This is a genomic window from Streptomyces fildesensis (assembly GCF_016107395.1).
In the GTDB taxonomy this organism is placed as follows: Bacteria; Actinomycetota; Actinomycetes; order Streptomycetales; family Streptomycetaceae; genus Actinacidiphila; species Actinacidiphila fildesensis.
The window spans coordinates 1-17,922 of sequence record NZ_JAAIKO010000011.1; the positions used below are offsets into that span (position 1 = coordinate 1).

A 17,922-nucleotide genomic window follows, 5' to 3' on the forward strand; every position below is an offset into this window, starting at 1 on the left:
GATCCTCGACTCCCTCGCACGCTTCTGCCGACGGATCTCCGGCGCAGGACACTAGGCCGAGTTCGTCCGTTCACCGGCGCAGCGGGGACGCGGGGACGCGGCCGGAACCCGTAACAGGGCGCCAAGAAGACGGCCGAGACGCGTCGGGAGCACCAACACTTTACCTACGCCTGATGGCATGCTCCGGTCACATCTGCCAAGATTCCCGCAGTTGTCGTCCTGACCCCAGAGGTGACAGCCGCAATCCCATCTCAGCGATGGTGCAAGCTCTGCGCACAGCCCGCGGCTTCCCTCCGGCGCACCCAAGCCGGCCGGGCGGCCACCGAGCAGGCCGGAATCCCGGCCGCCTCAAAGGAGTTTCGTGTGAGACCCTCCCCCCGCAAGGCCCTCACCGCGACCGCATTCGCCGTCGCCGCGTTGGCCGCCGCTTCGTTCCCCGCCACGCCGGCAGCCGCCGCGCCGCCCACGGCTCAGCCGGCCGCCGCCTGCACTCCGGCCCAGGTGGTCACCAACGGCGGCTTCGAAAGCGGTACTTCGCCCTGGACCCAGTCGCAGACCAGCGTGATCACCAACCGCGCCGGCGAGACCGCCCACGGCGGCACCCACTTCGCCTGGCTGAACGGTGTCGGCAGTACACACACCGACACCCTCTCCCAGAGCGTCACGATCCCTGCCGGATGCAGCACCGCCACCCTCACCTTCTGGCTGCACATCGACACCGCCGAGACGACCTCGTCCACCAAGTACGACAAGCTGACGGCGAAGATCGGCACCACGACGCTGGCGACGTACTCGAACCTCGACAAGAACACCGGCTACGCGCAGAAGTCCTTCGACGTGTCGGCGTTCGCGGGCCAGACCGTGAGCGTCGCCTTCACCGGCACGGAGGACTCCAGCCTCCAGACGAGCTTCGTCGTCGACGACGTCGCCCTCGACACCTCCGGCGGCACCACCCCGCCCGCGGACTCCACCCGCACCCCGGCCTCGCCCTCGTACACCGTCAGCCTGAGCAGCAACACGAGCGGCACCGTCTGGACCGGTCACGAGAGCGCGACCTTCACCAACGCCTCCTCCACTGCGTTGAGCGAGGTGTACCTGAGGCTGTGGGACAACTACCACGGCACCTGCTCCGCCATGCCGATCACGGTCAGCAACGTCACCGGTGGCACCGCCGGCGCGCTCTCGGTGGCCTGCACGGCCCTCAAGATCGACCTGCCGGCGCCCCTGACCCAGGGTCAGACCGCCACGATCGGCTTCGACCTGGGCATCACCGTGCCCAGCGGCGCCGACCGTTTCGGGCACGACGGTGCCTTCAACATGATCGGCAACGCCCTGCCCGTACTCGCGGTCAAGGACGGAGCCGGCTGGCACCTGGACCCGTACACCAACAACGGGGAGTCGTTCTACTCGCTGGCCGCGGACTTCAAGGTGACCCTGGACCACCCGAGCACCCTGCTGGCACCGGCCACCGGCGCCTCGGTCGACACCCCCGGTTCGAGCGGGCGCACTATCACCACGGCGACCGCGTCCAAGGTCCGTGACTTCGCCTGGGCGGCGGGCCCGTTCAGCAAGATCTCCGGCACCTCCGCCGCCGGCACCCCGATCAACATCTACTCCGTCTCCGGCATCAGCTCGGCCAACTCGCAGTCGATGCTCACCACCGCGAAGAACGCCGTGGACGCCCACGCGGGCCGGTTCGGCGCCTACCCGTACGGCGAGCTGGACGCGGTGATCGACAACAACTTCTGGTTCGGCGGCATGGAGTACCCCGGGTTCGTCCTCGACCTGGTCAGCACCACCGCGCTCACCCACGAGATCGGCCACCAGTGGTTCTACGGCATCGTCGGCGACGACGAGTACAACAGCCCCTGGCTGGATGAGGCGTTCACCGACTACGCCACCGACCTGGCACAGAACCTGACCGGCACGAACTGCTGGAACAGCGTCTCCTGGGCCTCGACGGCGGAGAAGATCACCAACTCGATGGCCTACTGGGACGCCCATTCGTCCCGGTACTCCACCGTCGTCTACGGCTACGGCAAGTGCGCCCTGCACGACCTGCGGCGCACCCTCGGCGACAGCGTCATGAGCAAGCTCCTCAAGGACTACGCCACGTCGCACTGGTACGGCGTCTCGACCACGGCCGAGTTCAAGGCGGCCGCCCAGGCGGCCACCGCCACGGACCTGACCTCGTTCTGGACCCAGCACCGCATCGACGGCTGACCTGACATCGGTTCGCCGCGGCGGGCGCCACCCAGGCGTCCCCGCGGCGACCCGGCCACCTCGACACCCACCTCACCGCACCGTGACAGCGGGATCACCGCCGTCCCGGGGCCGCTCCGGCCGCCTCGACGATCACCTCGGCGATACGCGCGGGCTGTTCCACCAGCGCCATGTGCCCCGCGTCCGGCACCGTGACCATCGTGATCCGGGGGCAGGCTCGCAGCCCCCGGAGCTCCTCGTCCGTGAGCCCGATGTCGTCGCGGTCACCTCGCACGACCCACGCCGACGCCCCTGAGTCGCACAGACGGGCCACCAGGGACCCGTGCCGGTCCAGGTACGCGAAATAGCTCCGCACGATCCGACGGCAGAATCCCGGATCGTTCCTGCCCATGGCGGCCGCCAATGCCTCCGCACGGTCCGGCGCGAACTCGCCTTTCATCGCCCTCGGCAGCAGCTTCACCATCGCGGCCCACAGCAGCGTCCGCACTCCCGGCACCCGGCCCAGCCGATCCATCATCCGGATGAACGTCGCCTCGTCGCCGCTGGAGAACGTCGGTGACAGCAGCACCACCGGCCCGGCGAACACCCCGGCCGCCACCATCTCGATGGCCACGTTCGCCCCCAGGCTGTGTCCGACCAGCACATCACAGCCGGCCTCGGCGGCGAACTCCCCCATCAGCCGCGCGTAGTTCTCCATCGTGAGGTCCTTCGGCGGCGGGGTGCGCCCGAACCCCGGCAGCGTCACCGCGACCATGCCGAGGCCGGCCTCCGCCATCCCGGGGTCCGCCATCACATCCGCGTAGAACTCCGTGGTGCACAACCCACCTGGGAGCAGGAGCAGCCGGTGCTCGGCCTCATCCGGGCCGGCCCTCCTGATGTCCCAACCCGCGTGCCCACTCTGCGTGCTCATGTGGCACAGCCTGAGGCCCCCGCCAGGGCCGGGCCATCATCTGCCCCGGACACGGCGTGTCGCCGGGACTCCGTTGAGGTCATCAGTTCGCGAGGCGAGGAACTGATCAACTGACCAGCGGCTGACGCGCCCGGAGGCACACACCCGAACGTCGATTTGCCGAAGTGGCAACAACCCTCGCTTCGGCCGCGCCGTTCTCGGCATGCTGGTGACGCAATCTTCGCGCAGATGGGTGGGAGCGAGGAGTTCTACGTCTCCTACTTCCAGCAGGCCGGGCGCGCCGAAGCCGAGATCGAGCCCGACGTGCGCGGCTGGCTCACCGGCTTCTACGCCGCCATGTCCGCCGACACCATGCCCGCGCCCGACGCGCCGGACCCGCACTTCGTCCACCCCGGTGGGACGCTCCGAGACCGGTTTCCGGCCGGATCGCGGCCCGGCTGGCTCAGCGAGCGGGACCTCGACGTGTACGCGGGGGAATTCGAGCGGACCGGCATGACGGGAGCGCTCAACCGCTACCGGAACATGGACCGGGACTGGAAGGACCTCGCCTCCTTCGACGGCGCGCCCATCACCCAGCCGTCGCTGTTCGCCGGAGGCGGCCTGGACGCCTCCACCACCTGGATGAGCGAGGCGATCAAGGCGTATCCCACCACGCTGCCCGGCCTGCTCTCCTCGCACATCCTCGACGACTGCGGCCACTGGATCCAGCAGGAGCGCCCCGCCGAGATCAACCGGCTCCTGACCGACTGGCTCGCCGCCCTCCCCGTCTGAAGCCCCCGGGGCGTGACGAAACAGGCTGACCGGACCGATCAGGAATCGAGAAGCGCCGGTCAACGAGGCCACCTAGTGTGACGGTCAAGGGCGATGCCGGGGCTTCCCGTCCGTCCCCCTTGCCCGGCACATCCCGGGTCACTGTGACCCACGGCTTCAGGAGCGACGATGACCGACTCTTCCACTCAGGGAATCAAGACCGTGCTGCACCCCGTGTCCGACCTGGCGAAGGCCAAGGCGGTCTACGCCGCGCTGCTCGGTGTGGAGCCGACCTCCGACGCGCCCTACTACGTCGGCTTCGAGGCGGCGGGCCAGCACATCGGTCTCGTGCCGGGCGGCGGGCCGCAGGCCGCGACCGCACCGGTGTCCTACTGGCACGTGCAGGACATCGAGGCGAAGCTGGCCGAGGTGACCGCCGCGGGTGCCACCGTGAAGGAGGCCGCGCACGACGTCGGTGGCGGCCGCCTCGTGGCCACCTTCACCGACCCCGACGGCAACGTCCTCGGGCTGCTCCAGGACAGCTGAGTTCCGGCTCCACGAGCCACGGGGGCGTGGATACTTGGGTACTTGCGCCCCCGGCCGGGCTGGTCGGATCGAGCCAGGCGACGCCGACGGAGACCGCGAGAGCGGCCCGCCTCACAGATGGAGACACGAACAGCATGGCCAAGAGGACGGACAAGCAGTCGCCTGCGCCGCACGTCGCCGACAGCCACGACCTGATCCGCGTGCACGGTGCGCGCGTGAACAACCTCAAGGACGTCAGCATCGAGATCCCGAAGCGCCGGCTGACGGTGTTCACCGGTGTCTCCGGCTCGGGCAAGAGCTCGCTGGTGTTCAACACGATCGCCGCGGAGTCGCAGCGGCTGATCAACGAGACCTACAGCGCCTTCGTGCAGGGCTTCATGCCGACGCTGGCACGGCCGGAGGTCGACGTCCTCGACGGGCTGACCACAGCGATCATCGTCGACCAGCAGCGGATGGGGGCCGACCCCCGTTCCACGGTCGGCACCGCCACCGACGCCAACGCGATGCTGCGCATCCTCTTCAGCCGGCTCGGGAAGCCGCACATCGGCCCGCCCAGCGCGTACGCCTTCAACGTCCCCTCGGTCCGGGCCAGCGGTGCCATCACCGTCGAGCGCGGTGCCAAGAAGGCCGTGAAGGCAACCTTCAACCGCACCGGCGGCATGTGTACCCGCTGCGAGGGCCGGGGCAGCGTCTCCGACATCGACCTGACCCAGCTCTACGACGACTCCAAGTCGATCGCCGAGGGCGCGTTCACCATCCCCGGCTGGAAGTCCGACAGCTTCTGGACCGTGCGGGTCTATGCCGAGTCGGGCCTCCTCGACCCGAACAAGCCGATCCGCAAGTTCACCAAGAAGGAGATGCAGGACTTCCTCTACCGGGAGCCGACCAAGGTGAAGGTCGAGGGCGTCAACCTCACCTACGAGGGGCTGATCCCCAAGATCCAGAAGTCGTTCCTGTCCAAGGACAAGGAAGCGCTGCAACCGCACATCCGGGCGTTCGTGGACCGGGCGGTCACGTTCACCGTCTGCCCCGAGTGCGACGGCACCCGGCTGAGCGAAGGGGCCCGGTCGTCGAAGATCAAGCGGATCAGCATCGCCGACGCCTGCGCGATGCAGATCAGCGACCTGGCCGAATGGGTCCGCGGCCTCAAGGAGCCGTCGGTGGCGCCGCTGCTCACCGCGCTGGGGCAGACCCTCGACTCGTTCGTGGAGATCGGCCTCGGCTATCTCGCGCTCGACCGGCCGGCGGGCACCCTGTCGGGCGGCGAGGCGCAGCGCGTCAAGATGATCCGCCACCTCGGCTCCTCGCTCACCGACACCACGTACGTCTTCGACGAGCCCACCGCGGGCCTGCACCCCCATGACATCCAGCGGATGAACGACCTGCTGCTGCGGCTGCGGGACAAGGGCAACACGGTGCTCGTCGTGGAGCACAAGCCGGAGACGATCGTGGTCGCCGACCACGTCGTCGACCTCGGCCCCGGCGCCGGTACGGCGGGCGGCACCGTCTGCTTCGAGGGCACCGTCGAGGGGCTGCGCACCAGCGGCACCATCACCGGCCGGCATTTCGACGACCGGTCCGCCCTCCGGGAGTCGGTGCGGAAGCCCACCGGCACGCTGGAGATCCGCGGCGCGACGGCGAACAACCTGCGGAAGGTCGACGTCGACATCCCGCTCGGGGTGCTGGTCGTCGTCACCGGCGTCGCCGGCTCCGGCAAGAGCTCGCTCGTGCACGGGTCGATCCCGGCCGGTGAGGGTGTGGTGGCGATCGGCCAGGGCGCGATCCGCGGCTCACGACGCAGCAATCCGGCGACGTACACCGGGCTGCTCGACCCGATCCGCTCGGCGTTCGCCAAGGCCAACGGCGTGAAGCCGGCCCTGTTCAGCGCCAACTCCGAGGGCGCCTGCCCCGGCTGCAACGGTGCCGGTGTCATCTACACCGACCTGGCGATGATGGCCGGTGTCGCCACCACCTGTGAGGAGTGCGAGGGCAAGCGGTACCAGGCGTCGGTGCTCGATTACCACCTCGGCGGCCGCGACATCAGCGAGGTGCTGGCGATGCCGGTGACCGAGGCCGAGGAGTTCTTCGGCTCCGGCGAGGCGCACACCCCCGCCGCGCACCGGATCCTCGGCCGGCTCTCCGACGTCGGGCTGGGCTATCTCAGCCTGGGGCAGCCGCTCACCACGCTGTCCGGCGGCGAGCGGCAGCGGCTCAAGCTGGCCACCCACATGGCGGAGAAGGGTGGTGTCTACGTCCTCGACGAGCCGACCACCGGCCTGCACCTCGCCGACGTGGAGCAGCTGCTCGGCCTGCTCGACCGTCTCGTCGACTCCGGTAAGTCGGTCATCGTCGTCGAGCACCACCAGGCGGTCATGGCGCACGCCGACTGGATCGTCGACCTCGGCCCCGGCGCCGGGCACGACGGCGGCCGGATCGTCTTCGAGGGCACACCGGCCGACCTCGTGGCCGCCCGCTCCACCCTCACCGGCGAGCACCTCGCGGCGTACATCGGGGCCTGACCGGGGCCCTCGCGGACACGTGGTCTGTGGCACGATCGTTCATGTGACCAGCAGACCCACCGCGGCGCAGCGGCTGCGCGACCTCGCGCTGCTGCGCCGCGTCCGTGACCGGATCGACCGCGAGTACGCGCAGCCGCTGGACGTCCTGGCGCTCGCCCGCGGCGTGAACCTGTCGGCCGGGCACCTCAGCCGCGAGTTCCGGCTCGCCTACGGCGAGTCTCCCTACTCCTATCTGATGACGCGGCGTATCGAGCGGGCGATGGCGCTGCTGCGGCGGGGCGACCTCAGTGTCACCGAGGTCTGTTTCGCGGTCGGCTGCTCGTCGCTGGGCACCTTCAGCACGCGGTTCACCGAGTTGGTCGGTGTGCCGCCCAGCACCTACCGGCGCGATGCGGCGCGCGCGACGGCGGGGATGCCGTCGTGCGTGGTGAAGCAGGTGACCCGGCCCATCCGGAATCGGGAAGCGGGCTCCGCGGACCGCAGCTAGCGTGACTGCCATGGACATCACGATTCACTCGAGCTTCCTCCCGCACGACGACCCGGACGCGTCCCTGGCGTTCTATCGCGACCTCCTCGGCTTCGAGGTCCGCAACGATGTCGGATACTCCGGGATGCGCTGGATCACGGTCGGCCCGGTCGGCCAGCCCGGTACGTCCATCGTGCTGCACCCACCGGCCGCCGACCCGGGCATCACCGACGACGAGCGCCGCACCATCACCGAGATGATGGCCAAGGGCACCTACGCCATCATCACGCTGGCCACCCCCGACCTCGACGCCACCTTCGAGCGGCTGCAGGCCGGCGCCGAGATCATCCAGGAGCCCACCGAGCAGCCGTACGGCGTGCGCGACTGCGCGATCCGCGATCCTGCGGGCAACCTGATCCGCATCAACGAGATCCGCTGAGCCGTCCGGCCATCTCCGCCATGACACGGGCCGCAGAGGAAGCGGACAGGTCCTAGTCGAGCCGGGAGACCTGGTAGTGGCTGATGAGCCAGCCCTCCTCCGAGCGCTTCACCAGGACACCGAGGTTGACGCTGATGGTGGCCCGGTCGGTGAACGCGAAGTCGACACTCAGGTAACCGAGGACGAGGTCGTCGGCGGGGTGTCTGCTCTCAAGAATCCGGTAGGCGGCCGTCATCCCGATGGGCTGGGACTCGTAGTAGTCGGCGATGCCCGGCCTTCCGACGCTGTAGGGGTGCAGCCCCTGGAAGATCGCGTCGTCGGTGAACTGGGCGGCGACCTGCTGCGGTTCGTGCCGGTCGACGGCGTCCTTCCACCGGTCGAGGACGCCGCGCAGGATCGCTTCACTCTCTGTCGTGCTGTTCATCAGGGCTCTCCTGTCGAGGGAGGCGAGTCAGTGGCCGGCGCTGACGCCGCCGTCGACGTGGAGGATCTCGCCGGTGACGAACGGGGCGTTCTCCAAGTAGATCACCGCGTCGACGATGTCGCCCGGCTCGCCCAGCCGGCCGACCGGCTGCAGCGCGGCGAGGCCCGCATAGGACTCCTCCGGGTGCATGGAGGTCCTGATGGTGCCCGGTGAGACGGCGTTGGCACGGATGTTGCGCGTCGCGTACTCGATGGCGAGGGACTTGGTGGCGGACTGCAGGCCGCCCTTGGTCAGCGAGGCGAGCACGGAAGGCACGTTGGCGTCGGCGTTGTCGACCAGGCTGGTGGTGATGTTGACGATGTGGCCGCTTCCCTGGACGAGCATGTGCTCGACGGCCAGCTGGGTGATGCGGAAGAAGCCGACGAGGTTCACACCGGTCACGGCGGCGTAGTCCTCCTGGGTGTATTCGGTGAAGGGCTTGGCCGTGAACAGCCCGGCGTTGTTGACGAGGGTGTCGATGCGGCCGAACCGCTCGACACCGGCGGCGATGACGCGTTCTGCGGTGGCGGTGTCGGCGATGTCGCCCTGGACGCTCAAAATGCCAGCGTCGGTGGAGGGAGCGATCGTGCGCGAGGTGGCGACGACGGCGTAGCCGAGCTTGCGGTAGGCGTCGACGAGTCCGGCACCGATGCCCTGCGAGGCGCCGGTGATGACTGCGACCTTCTGGTCGTGCGTGCTCATGATGACCTTCTCCGCGATGAGGTGGGATTCCTCGACCCGATCGTACTAGCCGACCGGTCGACTATTTGGAGCGTAGGTGGGTCGGCGAGAAGGAGTCAAAGGTCCACGCGGCCCAGGCCAGGACCGGTTTTCTCCCTCCTGATAGGCGCAGCCTTCCAGCGCATGTCAGGAGGGACAGCTCCCGCGAAGCCGAGGCGCTCAGAGGCGCGACTAGGGCGTGTTGCGAAAGTCCCGCCTGGCCCACGGGGCGAACGGCGCTACTTTCGAAACACGCCCTGGTGCCGGTGCGGGTCTCCCTCGGGCAGCCAGGCGTCCTCGGTGCGGATGCCGAGGTCGCCCACGCCGTCGCAGAGGGCGTCGATGAGGGCGAGAACCGCGGGGCGGTCCTCGCGCTCGCGCCGGACCAGGGACCATGTCCAGTAGATCTCCGGGGTGACGACCGGGCGTTGGACCAGGTCGGGCGGCAGCGCGGTGGTCTGGCCCTTGGGACAGTTGATGACCGGACGGCCGCTGCGGCGGACGTGGTCGAAGAACGCGGGCCCGGTGATGCCGCCGTCGGAGATGCGCACCGCACGGGCCCCGGTGTCCCGGGCCAGTAGCTCGGCATAGATGTTCCAGGACCACCAGGCGGTCATGTCGTCGTCGAGGAGGACGACGGTGTCACGGGCGTCCACGGTGCTCGTGTCGTCACCGGTTGCGACGGCGTAGAGCCGGTCGGCGCCGATGAGCCGGGCGCTCAGGCCACGTTGTTCGAGGTCATCGGTTCGCACCCAGCACACCGCGAGATCCAGACTGCCGTCGGCGACCCGGGCGGCCTGGGTGTGCGACGGCGCGATCCACGCGTCGATGTGGAGCTGGGCCACCGCGGCGGCACGGCCGGTCAGATCGGGCGGGAGCCAGTTGACGTAGCCGAGCCGTACCGGTTCGGAGCCGGACAGCTGACCTGCGCGCCGCTGGAGGTCCGTGGCGCGCGTTCCAGCAGGGCGCGGGTGTGCGGGAGCAGGGCCGAACCGGCCGGGGTGAGGGACACCGAGCGGCGGTCGCGGTCGAACAGCCGCACCCCCAGGTCCCGTTCGAGGGTCTTGATCTGCTGCGACAGGGAGGGGCCGGCGATCAGCAGACGCTCGGCGGCCCGGCCGAAGTTCAGCTCCTCGGCGACCGCTAGGAAGTACCGCAATTGGCGCAGCTCCATGCCCGTCATGCTACGCCGGTGGGAGTCCAGGCCTCCCAGCAGGGAGGCCGCCGGTTATGGCGGTGCCCTGGTGGCTGACGGAGGACATGGACATGGACATGCGAAAGTTCCTCGTCGAGATCACCACCACCATCCCCGAGGGCACCGGTCAGGACGAGGTCGACCGGCGGCGCGCCGCCGAGGCCGTTCGCGCCCGGGAACTGGCCGCCACCGGCAACCTGGCGCGGCTGTGGCGCCCGGTCGGCGAGCTGCGCAGCGTCGGGATCTGGCGGGCCGCCGACGAGGACGAGCTCCACGAGAAGGTGCTCGGCACTCTGCCCCTGCGCCCGTGGATGACTCTCACCGTCACCGCGCTCGAGCCTCACCCCAACGACCCGGGCCGGACAGACGCCACACGGTGACGGGCCTGGCTCGGGCGCCGCCGCATTGCGCAGCGGTTTCCCCGCACGACCCGGTGCTGGTACGACATGCCGCCCCCGTAAGACTTTCGCAACGGTGAAACCGGCGCGGACCCGGGCAGACTCGGTGGGTGAGGGAGCGCAGCAGCGGCCGGCGGGCCGTTCTCGCCCCTGATGCCAGGCCGGCCCTCCGGCGACGTACCGCCAGCGAAGCCACCGATGCTTCTGATGTGGAGCCCGTCATGACCACTCCGCGGGACCTGTTGATCATCACCATGGACGTCACGTCCAGCCGTCCCGTCGAGCAGGGCGAACTTTCGCTGGCGCTCGCGGGAGCCGAGCTGATCGACCTTGTCGACGCCGAGGTCATCGCCTTGGACGGGGAGCGCATCCTGCCCGGCCCGCAGCGGACCTTGGACGATCGCCTGTTGGACGATGCGGCCTCGTCGCTCACCCTTCAGGAGCCGTACGAGACCGTCGAGGACTGGCTGTGGCGCCGGGGCCGTGGCCTCGCCACGACCTACCGCGCTGTCCTGGAGGCCGAAGGCGATGTCGCCCGGCCGCGCCACCACTGGATTCCCCTCAGAACCGGCCCGGCGGCACTGACCGACTCACCCGCCCGTCGCCACGCGGCCGAGCGCTGGACGTCGGGCGAGCCCGTCCTCGCCGGCCTCGCGGCGGCCGTGGGCATCCAGGACAAGCCGACCGAGGAGATCGCCGACCTCACCGACGACGCGGTCGTGACGGTGCTGGCCGCCGTCCACGGCGCGGCGACGGAGCTGGAAGGCGTACGGCAACGGCGCCGCGTCGAAGAGGCGGCCTTCGACAACATCTGGCGCGGCCAGTGACGGCGTCACGGGCGGACAGCGAGCCACGCCCCGACCCCCGCCCCGGCACCTCCGGCCGCGGGCATCAGATGCCGGCCATGGACTCCTGCGGCGCACGGGCGCAGAGCAGGGCCAGGCAGTTCGCCCACAGGGGGCCGAGCCGGTGGGTGTTGTTGTAGAGCTTGGCGAACAGCACCTGCCCCTCGAGCTGGGCGACCACCGACCGTGCGGCTTCCCGGGTGTCGATCACGGTGACCTCCTTGCGCTCGAGAGCTTCGGCGATGACCGAGGCGACCATCCCGACCTGAGCGTCGAAGATCTCCTGCAGTCGCGCGCGGATGGCCTCGGTCTGGTTGCTCATCTCCAGCGTGAGATTGCCGAACAGGCAGCCTGAGACGGTGCCGCAGCTCTGCTGCCCGGCGAGCTGGCCGGCCTCCGTCTCCTCGAAGAGCCGGCGCAGCCGTTGCAGTGGTTCTGCGGCGCTGTTCAGGATGCGCGTCCAGGTCGCCTGCTGGCCGGCCCAGTGCTCGTCGAGCACGGCCAGGGCGAGCGCTTCCTTGGATTCGAAGAAGTAGTAGAAACTGCCCTTGGGCACGCCGGCCGTCTTGCAGATCTCGGCCACGCCCAAGGCCGAGTAGCCGCGCAGCTCGATGAGCGATTGCGCGGCACCGAGGATCTTCTCCCTGGCGTCGCTGGTCCGTCCCATACAGCGAGTGTACGACCGGTCGACTATCTCTTACTAGACCGGTCGGCTATGCCGGGCTCGTCCGCGCGCAGCGCTCTGACAGCCGCCTCCACCTGCCGCAACGGCTCGGGGCCGACCGCCTGCAGCACCACCGTGTCGGCTCCCGCCGCCCACGCACCCGGGCGGCGGCCCCGGCGGCAGGGCCGGTCGCGGCGAACACCTGCTCGACCGGACGGCCCAGCCACTCGGCGTGACCCGCCAGTGCCGGGCCGACCGTGGCCTGAAGCAGTGCCGGATCGCCCTCGACGCGGAGGAACGCGAACACGGTCAGACTCTGCTGGGCATCGGTCTGCCTCCCTTTCTCCATGTGCCCGAGTGCGGCCACCAGGTCGGCGGGACCATGCCCTTCCGCGATGATCGCGCCGTCCGCGACCCGCCCCGCGAGCTCCAGCGAACGTGGCCGGACCACCCCTGCCACCACCGGCGGCACCGCCGCGGGCGGATGCACCAGCCGCGCCGCGTCCAGCCGGACCTCCCGGCCGTCGACGCTCACCTCCTCGCCGCGCAGCAGTCCGCGCACGGCCGTCGCCGTCTCCTCCAGCAGCGCCAGCGGGCTGCGCGGTGCGACCCCGACCTTGACCATCCACTCGCGCACCCCATGGCCGACCCCGCCGTGAAATGATCGGATGGAGCTAGTCTCCGATGAACCACAGATAGCTGCCCGGCGTTGCCGCACACACCGCGAGCAGCTCCGCGAGGTCCTGCAGGGCAGCCCTCTGAGGCCCGTCTGCGCACTCCTGCAACAGGACGGCGACTTCCCGGAGCGCGACCTCCGCCTCCTGCTCGTTGAACAGCGTGTCGCCGTAGGGGTCCACCCAGGCCAGCTTGCCCGGACCAGTCGGGTCGTACGGGCCCAGCGCCCGCGCCAACGCTTCGCCGTGCTCGTGGGACCGTCGAAGAACAGTGGTCCTGGACGACTTGCCCCCCGGAGGCCGCCCGGAGTGCAGTTGCAACTCGATCCCCATGATCGCCCCCTGAAGGTCGTACAACGGCGCCTGTCGAGCAACCTCTGGTCCACCGCCGGAGTCCGGACGACGGCCAGGGTACCGCTGACCCCGTCGCCAACTGCCCGTTGTCACGCTGGTGACGACAGGCGGTTCCGGCGAATCCCAGCTCCATCAGCTCTCCGCGAGCAGGATCACCCAGTCGTCCGGCGTGAAGCGCACGCGTTGTCGCTTGTCGGGGTTGATCCGGACCCCGTACGTCGGACCCGTCGCGGCCTGCGCGCGCAACCGGTCGTGGACCGCGGCGACCACGATGGCGTCGCCGGTTCCGGGTGTGAGCGCGTTGAGGGCGAGAAGGGTGGGTGCTGCGGGACACGAGGTTGTCGAACCGGTACTGCAGGCGCCGCCACGGCGACGCTGTGTACTGCACCACGCACCCCCTGCAGGAGACAGCGCCACTGTCCGCCGACGACCCGCCGTCGTGCAGGTCACGTTGGAGAAGTCCGGCCGTTGGACTGCCCGAAGGCCGTCCCCCTCACCCGGAGGTATGAACCGGGTGCCCAAGGGGTGTGAACGGGCATCCGAGTACCGCCGGCCGGCTCGTCGACCAGTGTCTCCGGATCCGCCGGGAACGACAGCCCAACGTTTAAGCGGGGAAAGCGGGGTATCCGGTCAACAGGGGCAACGCGGCGGCCGGCAAGGGCGGCTGCGGCCCATCGTTCGTCACAGGGAAGAGGAATCTCGCATGTACATAGGTCTCGGTACCGTCGTGCTTATCGTGATCGTCGTCGCTGTCGTGATGTTCCTGCGGCGCGGCTGATCCCACCACACCGGGCGTGTACGTGCGCGCCCGCGGAGTACGCTCCGCGGGCCGTCCGGCCGTCCGACTCACCCCGGATCCGGCAGGCCGGCCGGTGCCGGCTGCTAGAATGACCGTGTTGGCCTTCGGCGGCGCCCAGTGCGCGCGCCCGGAGGCTTTTTTCATGCCTTCTGACACCTCCGCGCCCACGGCGCCTGCCACCACCAGCTATCTCGCACTGCTCCGCAACGGCGAGTTCGCCGGCCTCTACGTCAGCTTCACCTTGTCGGTCGCCGCGAGCACCGTGTCGGGCTTCGCGCTCGGCACCCTGGTCGACCAGCAAACCCGCTCCCCGTTCCTGACCGCCGTCAGCATGTACGGCGCCACCTTCGCGACCGTGTTCGGTGCGCTGACGCTGATGTCGGTCGCGGACGGCCGCCGACCCCGCCGGACCCTCGTCGCGCTCCAGTGCCTCTCCCTCCTGGGTGTTGCCTCGCAGGCCGTACCGGGGCTGCCACTGGCCGCCCGGTTCGCCCTGCTCCTGGTGCTCGGGTTCTTCCAGTCCCTCGGGACCGGCACGCGGATGGGGCTGCTCGCCGAGGTCGTGCCGACCTCCGCCTACGCGCCGGCCCGTTCCCTGATGAACATCACCTCGGGTGGCATGGCCGTCCTCGGCTACGCCCTGGGCGCCGTCCTTGTGCGATACCTGAGCCCGCAAGGGGTCTTCGCGGTCGCCGCGGTCCTGACCGGACTCGGTCTGGCCGTGGTGGCGACGACCGTCCGGGAACACTCGATCCGGCTGACCCGCCGCCCCGGACTGCGCCAGACCTGGACGACCAACGCCGCGCTCTTCTCCCGCCCCGGGCGGCGGGCGCTGCTGGTGAACCTGTGGGTTCCCAACGGCCTGATCGTCGGCTGCGAGGCCCTGTTCATCTCCTACGACCCGGACCACGCCGGCACCCTCCTGGCCGCCGGATCGGCCGGCATGCTCCTCGGGGACCTGACCGTCGGACGCCTCCTCACCGCCGGGCAGCGACGCCGATACGCCTTCCCCCTGCGACTGCTGCTCGCCGTCCCCTACCTGCTGTTCGCGATCGACCCGCCCGTTCTGGTCGCGGCAGCGGCGGTGTTCCTCGCCGGCACAGGATTCGCCGCCACTCTGCCCCTGCAGGAACAGCTGCTCGCGCTGACCCCTGATCCCGTCCGCGGCCAGGTCCAGGGCGTTGAATCCGCCGGGCGGATGACGTGGCAGGGCATCGGTGCGGCGATCGCCGGTGGCGTCGCCCAGCACCTCGCCGCCGGCCCCACGATCGCCGCCATCGCCGCGGTCTCCGTTGTCGTCACCGTTGTCTCCCGGCCGTTCATGGTTGGTGACCGCAGTCGCGGCCGCAAGCACGGCGAGGCGTCGTGCGAGCCGCGTCCCTCGAACGGCTGAGCGGACGCAAGCCGGGCCCTGGGCCCGGTCGGCCCTCCCGGGCTGCGGAGAAGCCTCCGGAGAGGAAGGATGGAGGTCCCGCCGCCAGGAGACGTCATGGGACGCACCACCATCCGACGATCCGGCCTCCGTGCGCCCGGGCCACCTCCCCCGCCCGAACCGGGGCTCGCGGGCCCGGTTCCCCGGGAGCCGGGAGCGCCATGAGTTCTCCCCGGAGCGGCGTGGACGTCGTCACCGAGGCCCTGGCGGAGCTGCACGGCCGCTACGGGTCCCTGTCCGACGGCCGGGTCGCCGACTACATCCCGCAGCTGGCCTTCGCGGACCGTGACTGTTTCGGGCTGGCGCTGATGAGCATGGAAGGCCACGGCTACCGCGCCGGACGGTGCGGCGTGTCGTTCACGCTCCAGTCCTTGACGAAGCCCTTCGTCCTCGCCCTCGCGCTGGCAGAGCTGGGTCCCGACGATGTGGGGCGCAGTGTCGGAGCCGAGCCCAGTGGTGAGGCGTTCAACGCCATCAGCCTCGACGCGGTGACGGGCCGGCCCGCGAACCCGATGATCAATGCCGGTGCCATCGCGGTCACGGCCCTGGTCCCGGCCACCGGCCCCGCCGAGCGGTTCTCGCGGATCCTGGAGTGTCTCGGACGGTTCGCCGGCCGCACCCTGTACGTGGACGAGGACGTCTACCGTTCCGAGGTCGAGACGGGTCACCGCAATCGGGCGCTGGCGTATCTGATGCGCGGTACCGGCGTGCTGCGGGGTGATCCGGTCCAGGCGGTCGACACCTACTTCCGGCAGTGCTCGGTCCGGGCCACGGTGACCGACCTGGCGGTGATGGGAGCCACGCTGGCCAACGGGGGCACGAACCCGGTGACGGGAGAGCGTGTCGTTCCCGAGCCGGTGGCCCTTCAGGTGTTGTCGGTGATGGCCATGTGCGGGATGTACGACGCCGCCGGGAGCTGGATGCTGCACGTGGGACTACCGGCCAAGAGCGGAGTCTCCGGAGGGCTGGTCGCCGTCAGTCCGGCCCGCTTCGGGATCGCCCTCCACAGCCCGCCGCTGGACGCTGCCGGCAATCCCGTCCGGGGCGTCGCGGCGCTCCGGGAGCTGTCCGAGCGCTTCGGGCTCCACCTGATGCACAACGCCGCGCCGGGCGCCCCGACCGTGATGCTCTCGACGACCACGAGCGGCGGGCGGATCGCCCTGATCGCGGCTCAGGGCAAGCTGGACTTCACCGCGGCCGAGCGGGTGCTGTTCGCCCTGGAGCAGCGGAGGGTGGGCGCGCCGGGCGGGGTCGTCCTCGACCTCGAACGCGTCACCGGCATGGACACCACGGCCAAGGCGATGCTGGAGCGCGCGCTGACACTGCTCATCGAGGGCGGGCACGATGTGACCGTGGTCGGGGACCTACCCTTCAGGGCCCGGGGTACCTGGAGGCGGTCGACGGACCGCGCACAGGCCCTCGCGGACGCCGAGCACGCACTGACCGCTGCCCGCGACCCAAACCCCGGCCGGCACACCGGCTAGTACGCCGGCACATGCACGGACACCCGCCCCGGGCTCTGCCGCCACGGACACCCAGCAAGGAAGAGGCCGATGACGACAACGGCTCACGCGACCGTGCAGCACGAGGACCAGCGGGTACGCGTCACCCGCTGGGACTTCGAGCCGGGCACCCGCACCGGGCACCACGTCCACGCGTACGACTACGTCGTCGTCCCGGTGGTCGACGGCCGGATCAGCGCGCTGTCACCCGACGGATCGGCGATCGAGTCACAGCTGCGGGCGGGAGAGTCGTACGCCCGCCCCGCCGGCACCGAGCACGATGTCGTCAACGCCGGCGGCGCATGGCTGGCCTTCGTCGAGATCGAACTCAAGGACCCCGCCCGGCCCACTCCGCCGCCGGCGCCCTGACTTCTGCCGAGCGGCGTGCCTCGGTCGTCCGGCGGCGGGGGTGTGCGGGGGTGAGGAACTGACGGTCAGCGCAATGGGGCGAGAGAGCGGGCGAGGTCCAGCCAGCGCTCCAATGTCCCGGCGGCCGCGCCGGAGTCGATCGCCTGGCGGGCCTCCTGCAAACCGGCGGCGAACGCGTCGTGCAGGCCGAGTTCTGTCATGTTCCGGTGGGCGGCCAGAGCTCCGGCGGCGTTGGCCAGTACGGCGTCGCGGACCGGTCCGGTCCCACCGTTGATGACCCGGTGGACCGCGAGCGCATTGTACGCGGCGTCGCCGCCGCGCAGTGCGTCCTGCCCGCTGCGGGCAAGTCCGAAGTCCGCGGTGTCCAGACGCTCTTGGCGGACACGGTGTGCGCGCCGTCTCCGCCCGTACCGACGATGTCCACGACGTCGGAGCCGTCCACCGGAATCGGGATGACGCGCTCCATCAGGGCGTCGAGCAGTCCGTGGACCTCCTCGGCGCACTCGCCCTTCGCGCGCAGGGCAACCAGGAAGCCGGCGAGCTGCGCCGGCTCTGCGGCATCGTCCATCACCTGTCGCATGGCCCAGCGGGTGTCGTCCGCGCTCAGGTTCTCGCCGCGCAGGAGTACGGCCAGCATCTGCCGCCAGGAGCGGT

General features: G+C 70.2%; 17 protein-coding genes and 3 pseudogenes. 11 read left to right on the forward strand and 9 right to left on the reverse strand.

Going from position 1 to position 17,922, the window contains the following annotated elements:
- The first annotated feature begins 363 nt into the window (after positions 1-363).
- Positions 364-2,223 (forward strand): M1 family metallopeptidase, encoded by a 1,860-nt coding sequence (locus C6N31_RS17760; RefSeq protein ID WP_198357816.1) that lies wholly within the window; start codon positions 364-366, stop codon positions 2,221-2,223.
- 94 nt (positions 2,224-2,317) lie between these two features.
- Here the strand turns inward: C6N31_RS17760 and C6N31_RS17765 are convergent, their stop codons facing one another.
- A complete protein-coding gene (locus tag C6N31_RS17765) occupies positions 2,318-3,133 on the reverse strand; it encodes an alpha/beta fold hydrolase (RefSeq protein ID WP_138354624.1) in 816 nt (271 codons plus the stop codon).
- Between the two features lie 216 nt (positions 3,134-3,349).
- Between C6N31_RS17765 and C6N31_RS17770 the strand changes: the two are divergent.
- The 5 genes and pseudogenes from C6N31_RS17770 to C6N31_RS17790 all read left to right on the forward strand — a co-directional run.
- A pseudogene (locus tag C6N31_RS17770) lies at positions 3,350-3,904 on the forward strand (alpha/beta fold hydrolase); the annotation flags it as partial.
- Between the two features lie 168 nt (positions 3,905-4,072).
- Positions 4,073-4,429, forward strand: coding sequence for a VOC family protein (locus tag C6N31_RS17775; protein WP_138354623.1), 357 nt, complete (start codon positions 4,073-4,075; stop codon positions 4,427-4,429).
- 134 nt (positions 4,430-4,563) lie between these two features.
- On the forward strand, positions 4,564-6,948 hold the full coding sequence (locus C6N31_RS17780; RefSeq protein WP_198357817.1) for an ATP-binding cassette domain-containing protein: 2,385 nt from the start codon (positions 4,564-4,566) through the stop codon (positions 6,946-6,948).
- 43 nt (positions 6,949-6,991) lie between these two features.
- Positions 6,992-7,435, forward strand: a complete 444-nt coding sequence (locus tag C6N31_RS17785) for a helix-turn-helix transcriptional regulator (RefSeq protein ID WP_138354621.1) — start codon at positions 6,992-6,994, stop codon at positions 7,433-7,435.
- Positions 7,436-7,445: 10 nt separating this feature from the next.
- Positions 7,446-7,853 carry a VOC family protein gene (locus C6N31_RS17790; protein WP_138354620.1) on the forward strand — a complete coding sequence of 136 codons (408 nt, stop codon included), beginning with the start codon at positions 7,446-7,448 and terminating at the stop codon, positions 7,851-7,853.
- 52 nt (positions 7,854-7,905) lie between these two features.
- On the opposite strand, the gene C6N31_RS17795 is transcribed toward C6N31_RS17790, so the two are convergent.
- From C6N31_RS17795 to C6N31_RS17805, 3 genes and pseudogenes are all read right to left on the reverse strand, one after another.
- Positions 7,906-8,277, reverse strand: a complete 372-nt coding sequence (locus tag C6N31_RS17795) for a YybH family protein (RefSeq protein ID WP_138354619.1) — start codon at positions 8,275-8,277, stop codon at positions 7,906-7,908.
- Positions 8,278-8,304: 27 nt separating this feature from the next.
- Complete coding sequence (locus C6N31_RS17800; RefSeq protein ID WP_138354618.1) at positions 8,305-9,018, reverse strand: SDR family NAD(P)-dependent oxidoreductase; 714 nt, start codon at positions 9,016-9,018, stop codon at positions 8,305-8,307.
- Between the two features lie 257 nt (positions 9,019-9,275).
- Positions 9,276-10,219: pseudogene (locus C6N31_RS17805) on the reverse strand (LysR family transcriptional regulator).
- Positions 10,220-10,308: 89 nt separating this feature from the next.
- Between C6N31_RS17805 and C6N31_RS17810 the strand changes: the two are divergent.
- A complete protein-coding gene (locus tag C6N31_RS17810; protein WP_138354671.1) occupies positions 10,309-10,611 on the forward strand; it encodes a muconolactone Delta-isomerase family protein in 303 nt (100 codons plus the stop codon).
- 239 nt (positions 10,612-10,850) lie between these two features.
- Complete coding sequence (locus C6N31_RS17815) at positions 10,851-11,456, forward strand: GOLPH3/VPS74 family protein (RefSeq protein ID WP_138354617.1); 606 nt, start codon at positions 10,851-10,853, stop codon at positions 11,454-11,456.
- A gap of 64 nt (positions 11,457-11,520) precedes the next feature.
- Here the strand turns inward: C6N31_RS17815 and C6N31_RS17820 are convergent, their stop codons facing one another.
- The 4 genes from C6N31_RS17820 to C6N31_RS17835 all read right to left on the reverse strand — a co-directional run bounded on the left by C6N31_RS17820 (position 11,521) and on the right by C6N31_RS17835 (position 13,436).
- Positions 11,521-12,141 carry a TetR/AcrR family transcriptional regulator gene (locus C6N31_RS17820; RefSeq protein ID WP_198357818.1) on the reverse strand — a complete coding sequence of 207 codons (621 nt, stop codon included), beginning with the start codon at positions 12,139-12,141 and terminating at the stop codon, positions 11,521-11,523.
- A 46-nt stretch (positions 12,142-12,187) separates the two neighbouring features.
- On the reverse strand, positions 12,188-12,763 hold the full coding sequence (locus tag C6N31_RS17825) for an LLM class flavin-dependent oxidoreductase (protein WP_232485347.1): 576 nt from the start codon (positions 12,761-12,763) through the stop codon (positions 12,188-12,190).
- A 49-nt stretch (positions 12,764-12,812) separates the two neighbouring features.
- Entirely contained in the window at positions 12,813-13,145 is a 333-nt protein-coding gene (locus C6N31_RS17830) for a hypothetical protein (protein ID WP_138354615.1), read from the reverse strand.
- 153 nt (positions 13,146-13,298) lie between these two features.
- Positions 13,299-13,436, reverse strand: coding sequence for a hypothetical protein (locus tag C6N31_RS17835; RefSeq protein ID WP_187144718.1), 138 nt, complete (start codon positions 13,434-13,436; stop codon positions 13,299-13,301).
- Between the two features lie 671 nt (positions 13,437-14,107).
- Here C6N31_RS17835 and C6N31_RS17840 point away from each other — a divergent pair.
- The 3 genes from C6N31_RS17840 to C6N31_RS17850 all read left to right on the forward strand — a co-directional run bounded on the left by C6N31_RS17840 (position 14,108) and on the right by C6N31_RS17850 (position 17,268).
- Entirely contained in the window at positions 14,108-15,358 is a 1,251-nt protein-coding gene (locus C6N31_RS17840) for an MFS transporter (RefSeq protein ID WP_138354614.1), read from the forward strand.
- A 200-nt stretch (positions 15,359-15,558) separates the two neighbouring features.
- Positions 15,559-16,881, forward strand: coding sequence for a glutaminase A (glsA, locus tag C6N31_RS17845; protein WP_198357819.1), 1,323 nt, complete (start codon positions 15,559-15,561; stop codon positions 16,879-16,881).
- Between the two features lie 69 nt (positions 16,882-16,950).
- Entirely contained in the window at positions 16,951-17,268 is a 318-nt protein-coding gene (locus C6N31_RS17850) for a cupin domain-containing protein (protein ID WP_138354612.1), read from the forward strand.
- Positions 17,269-17,333: 65 nt separating this feature from the next.
- Here C6N31_RS17850 and C6N31_RS17855 read toward each other — a convergent pair.
- Positions 17,334-17,905 (reverse strand): annotated as a pseudogene (locus C6N31_RS17855) (hypothetical protein).
- Positions 17,906-17,922: the final 17 nt, after the last annotated feature.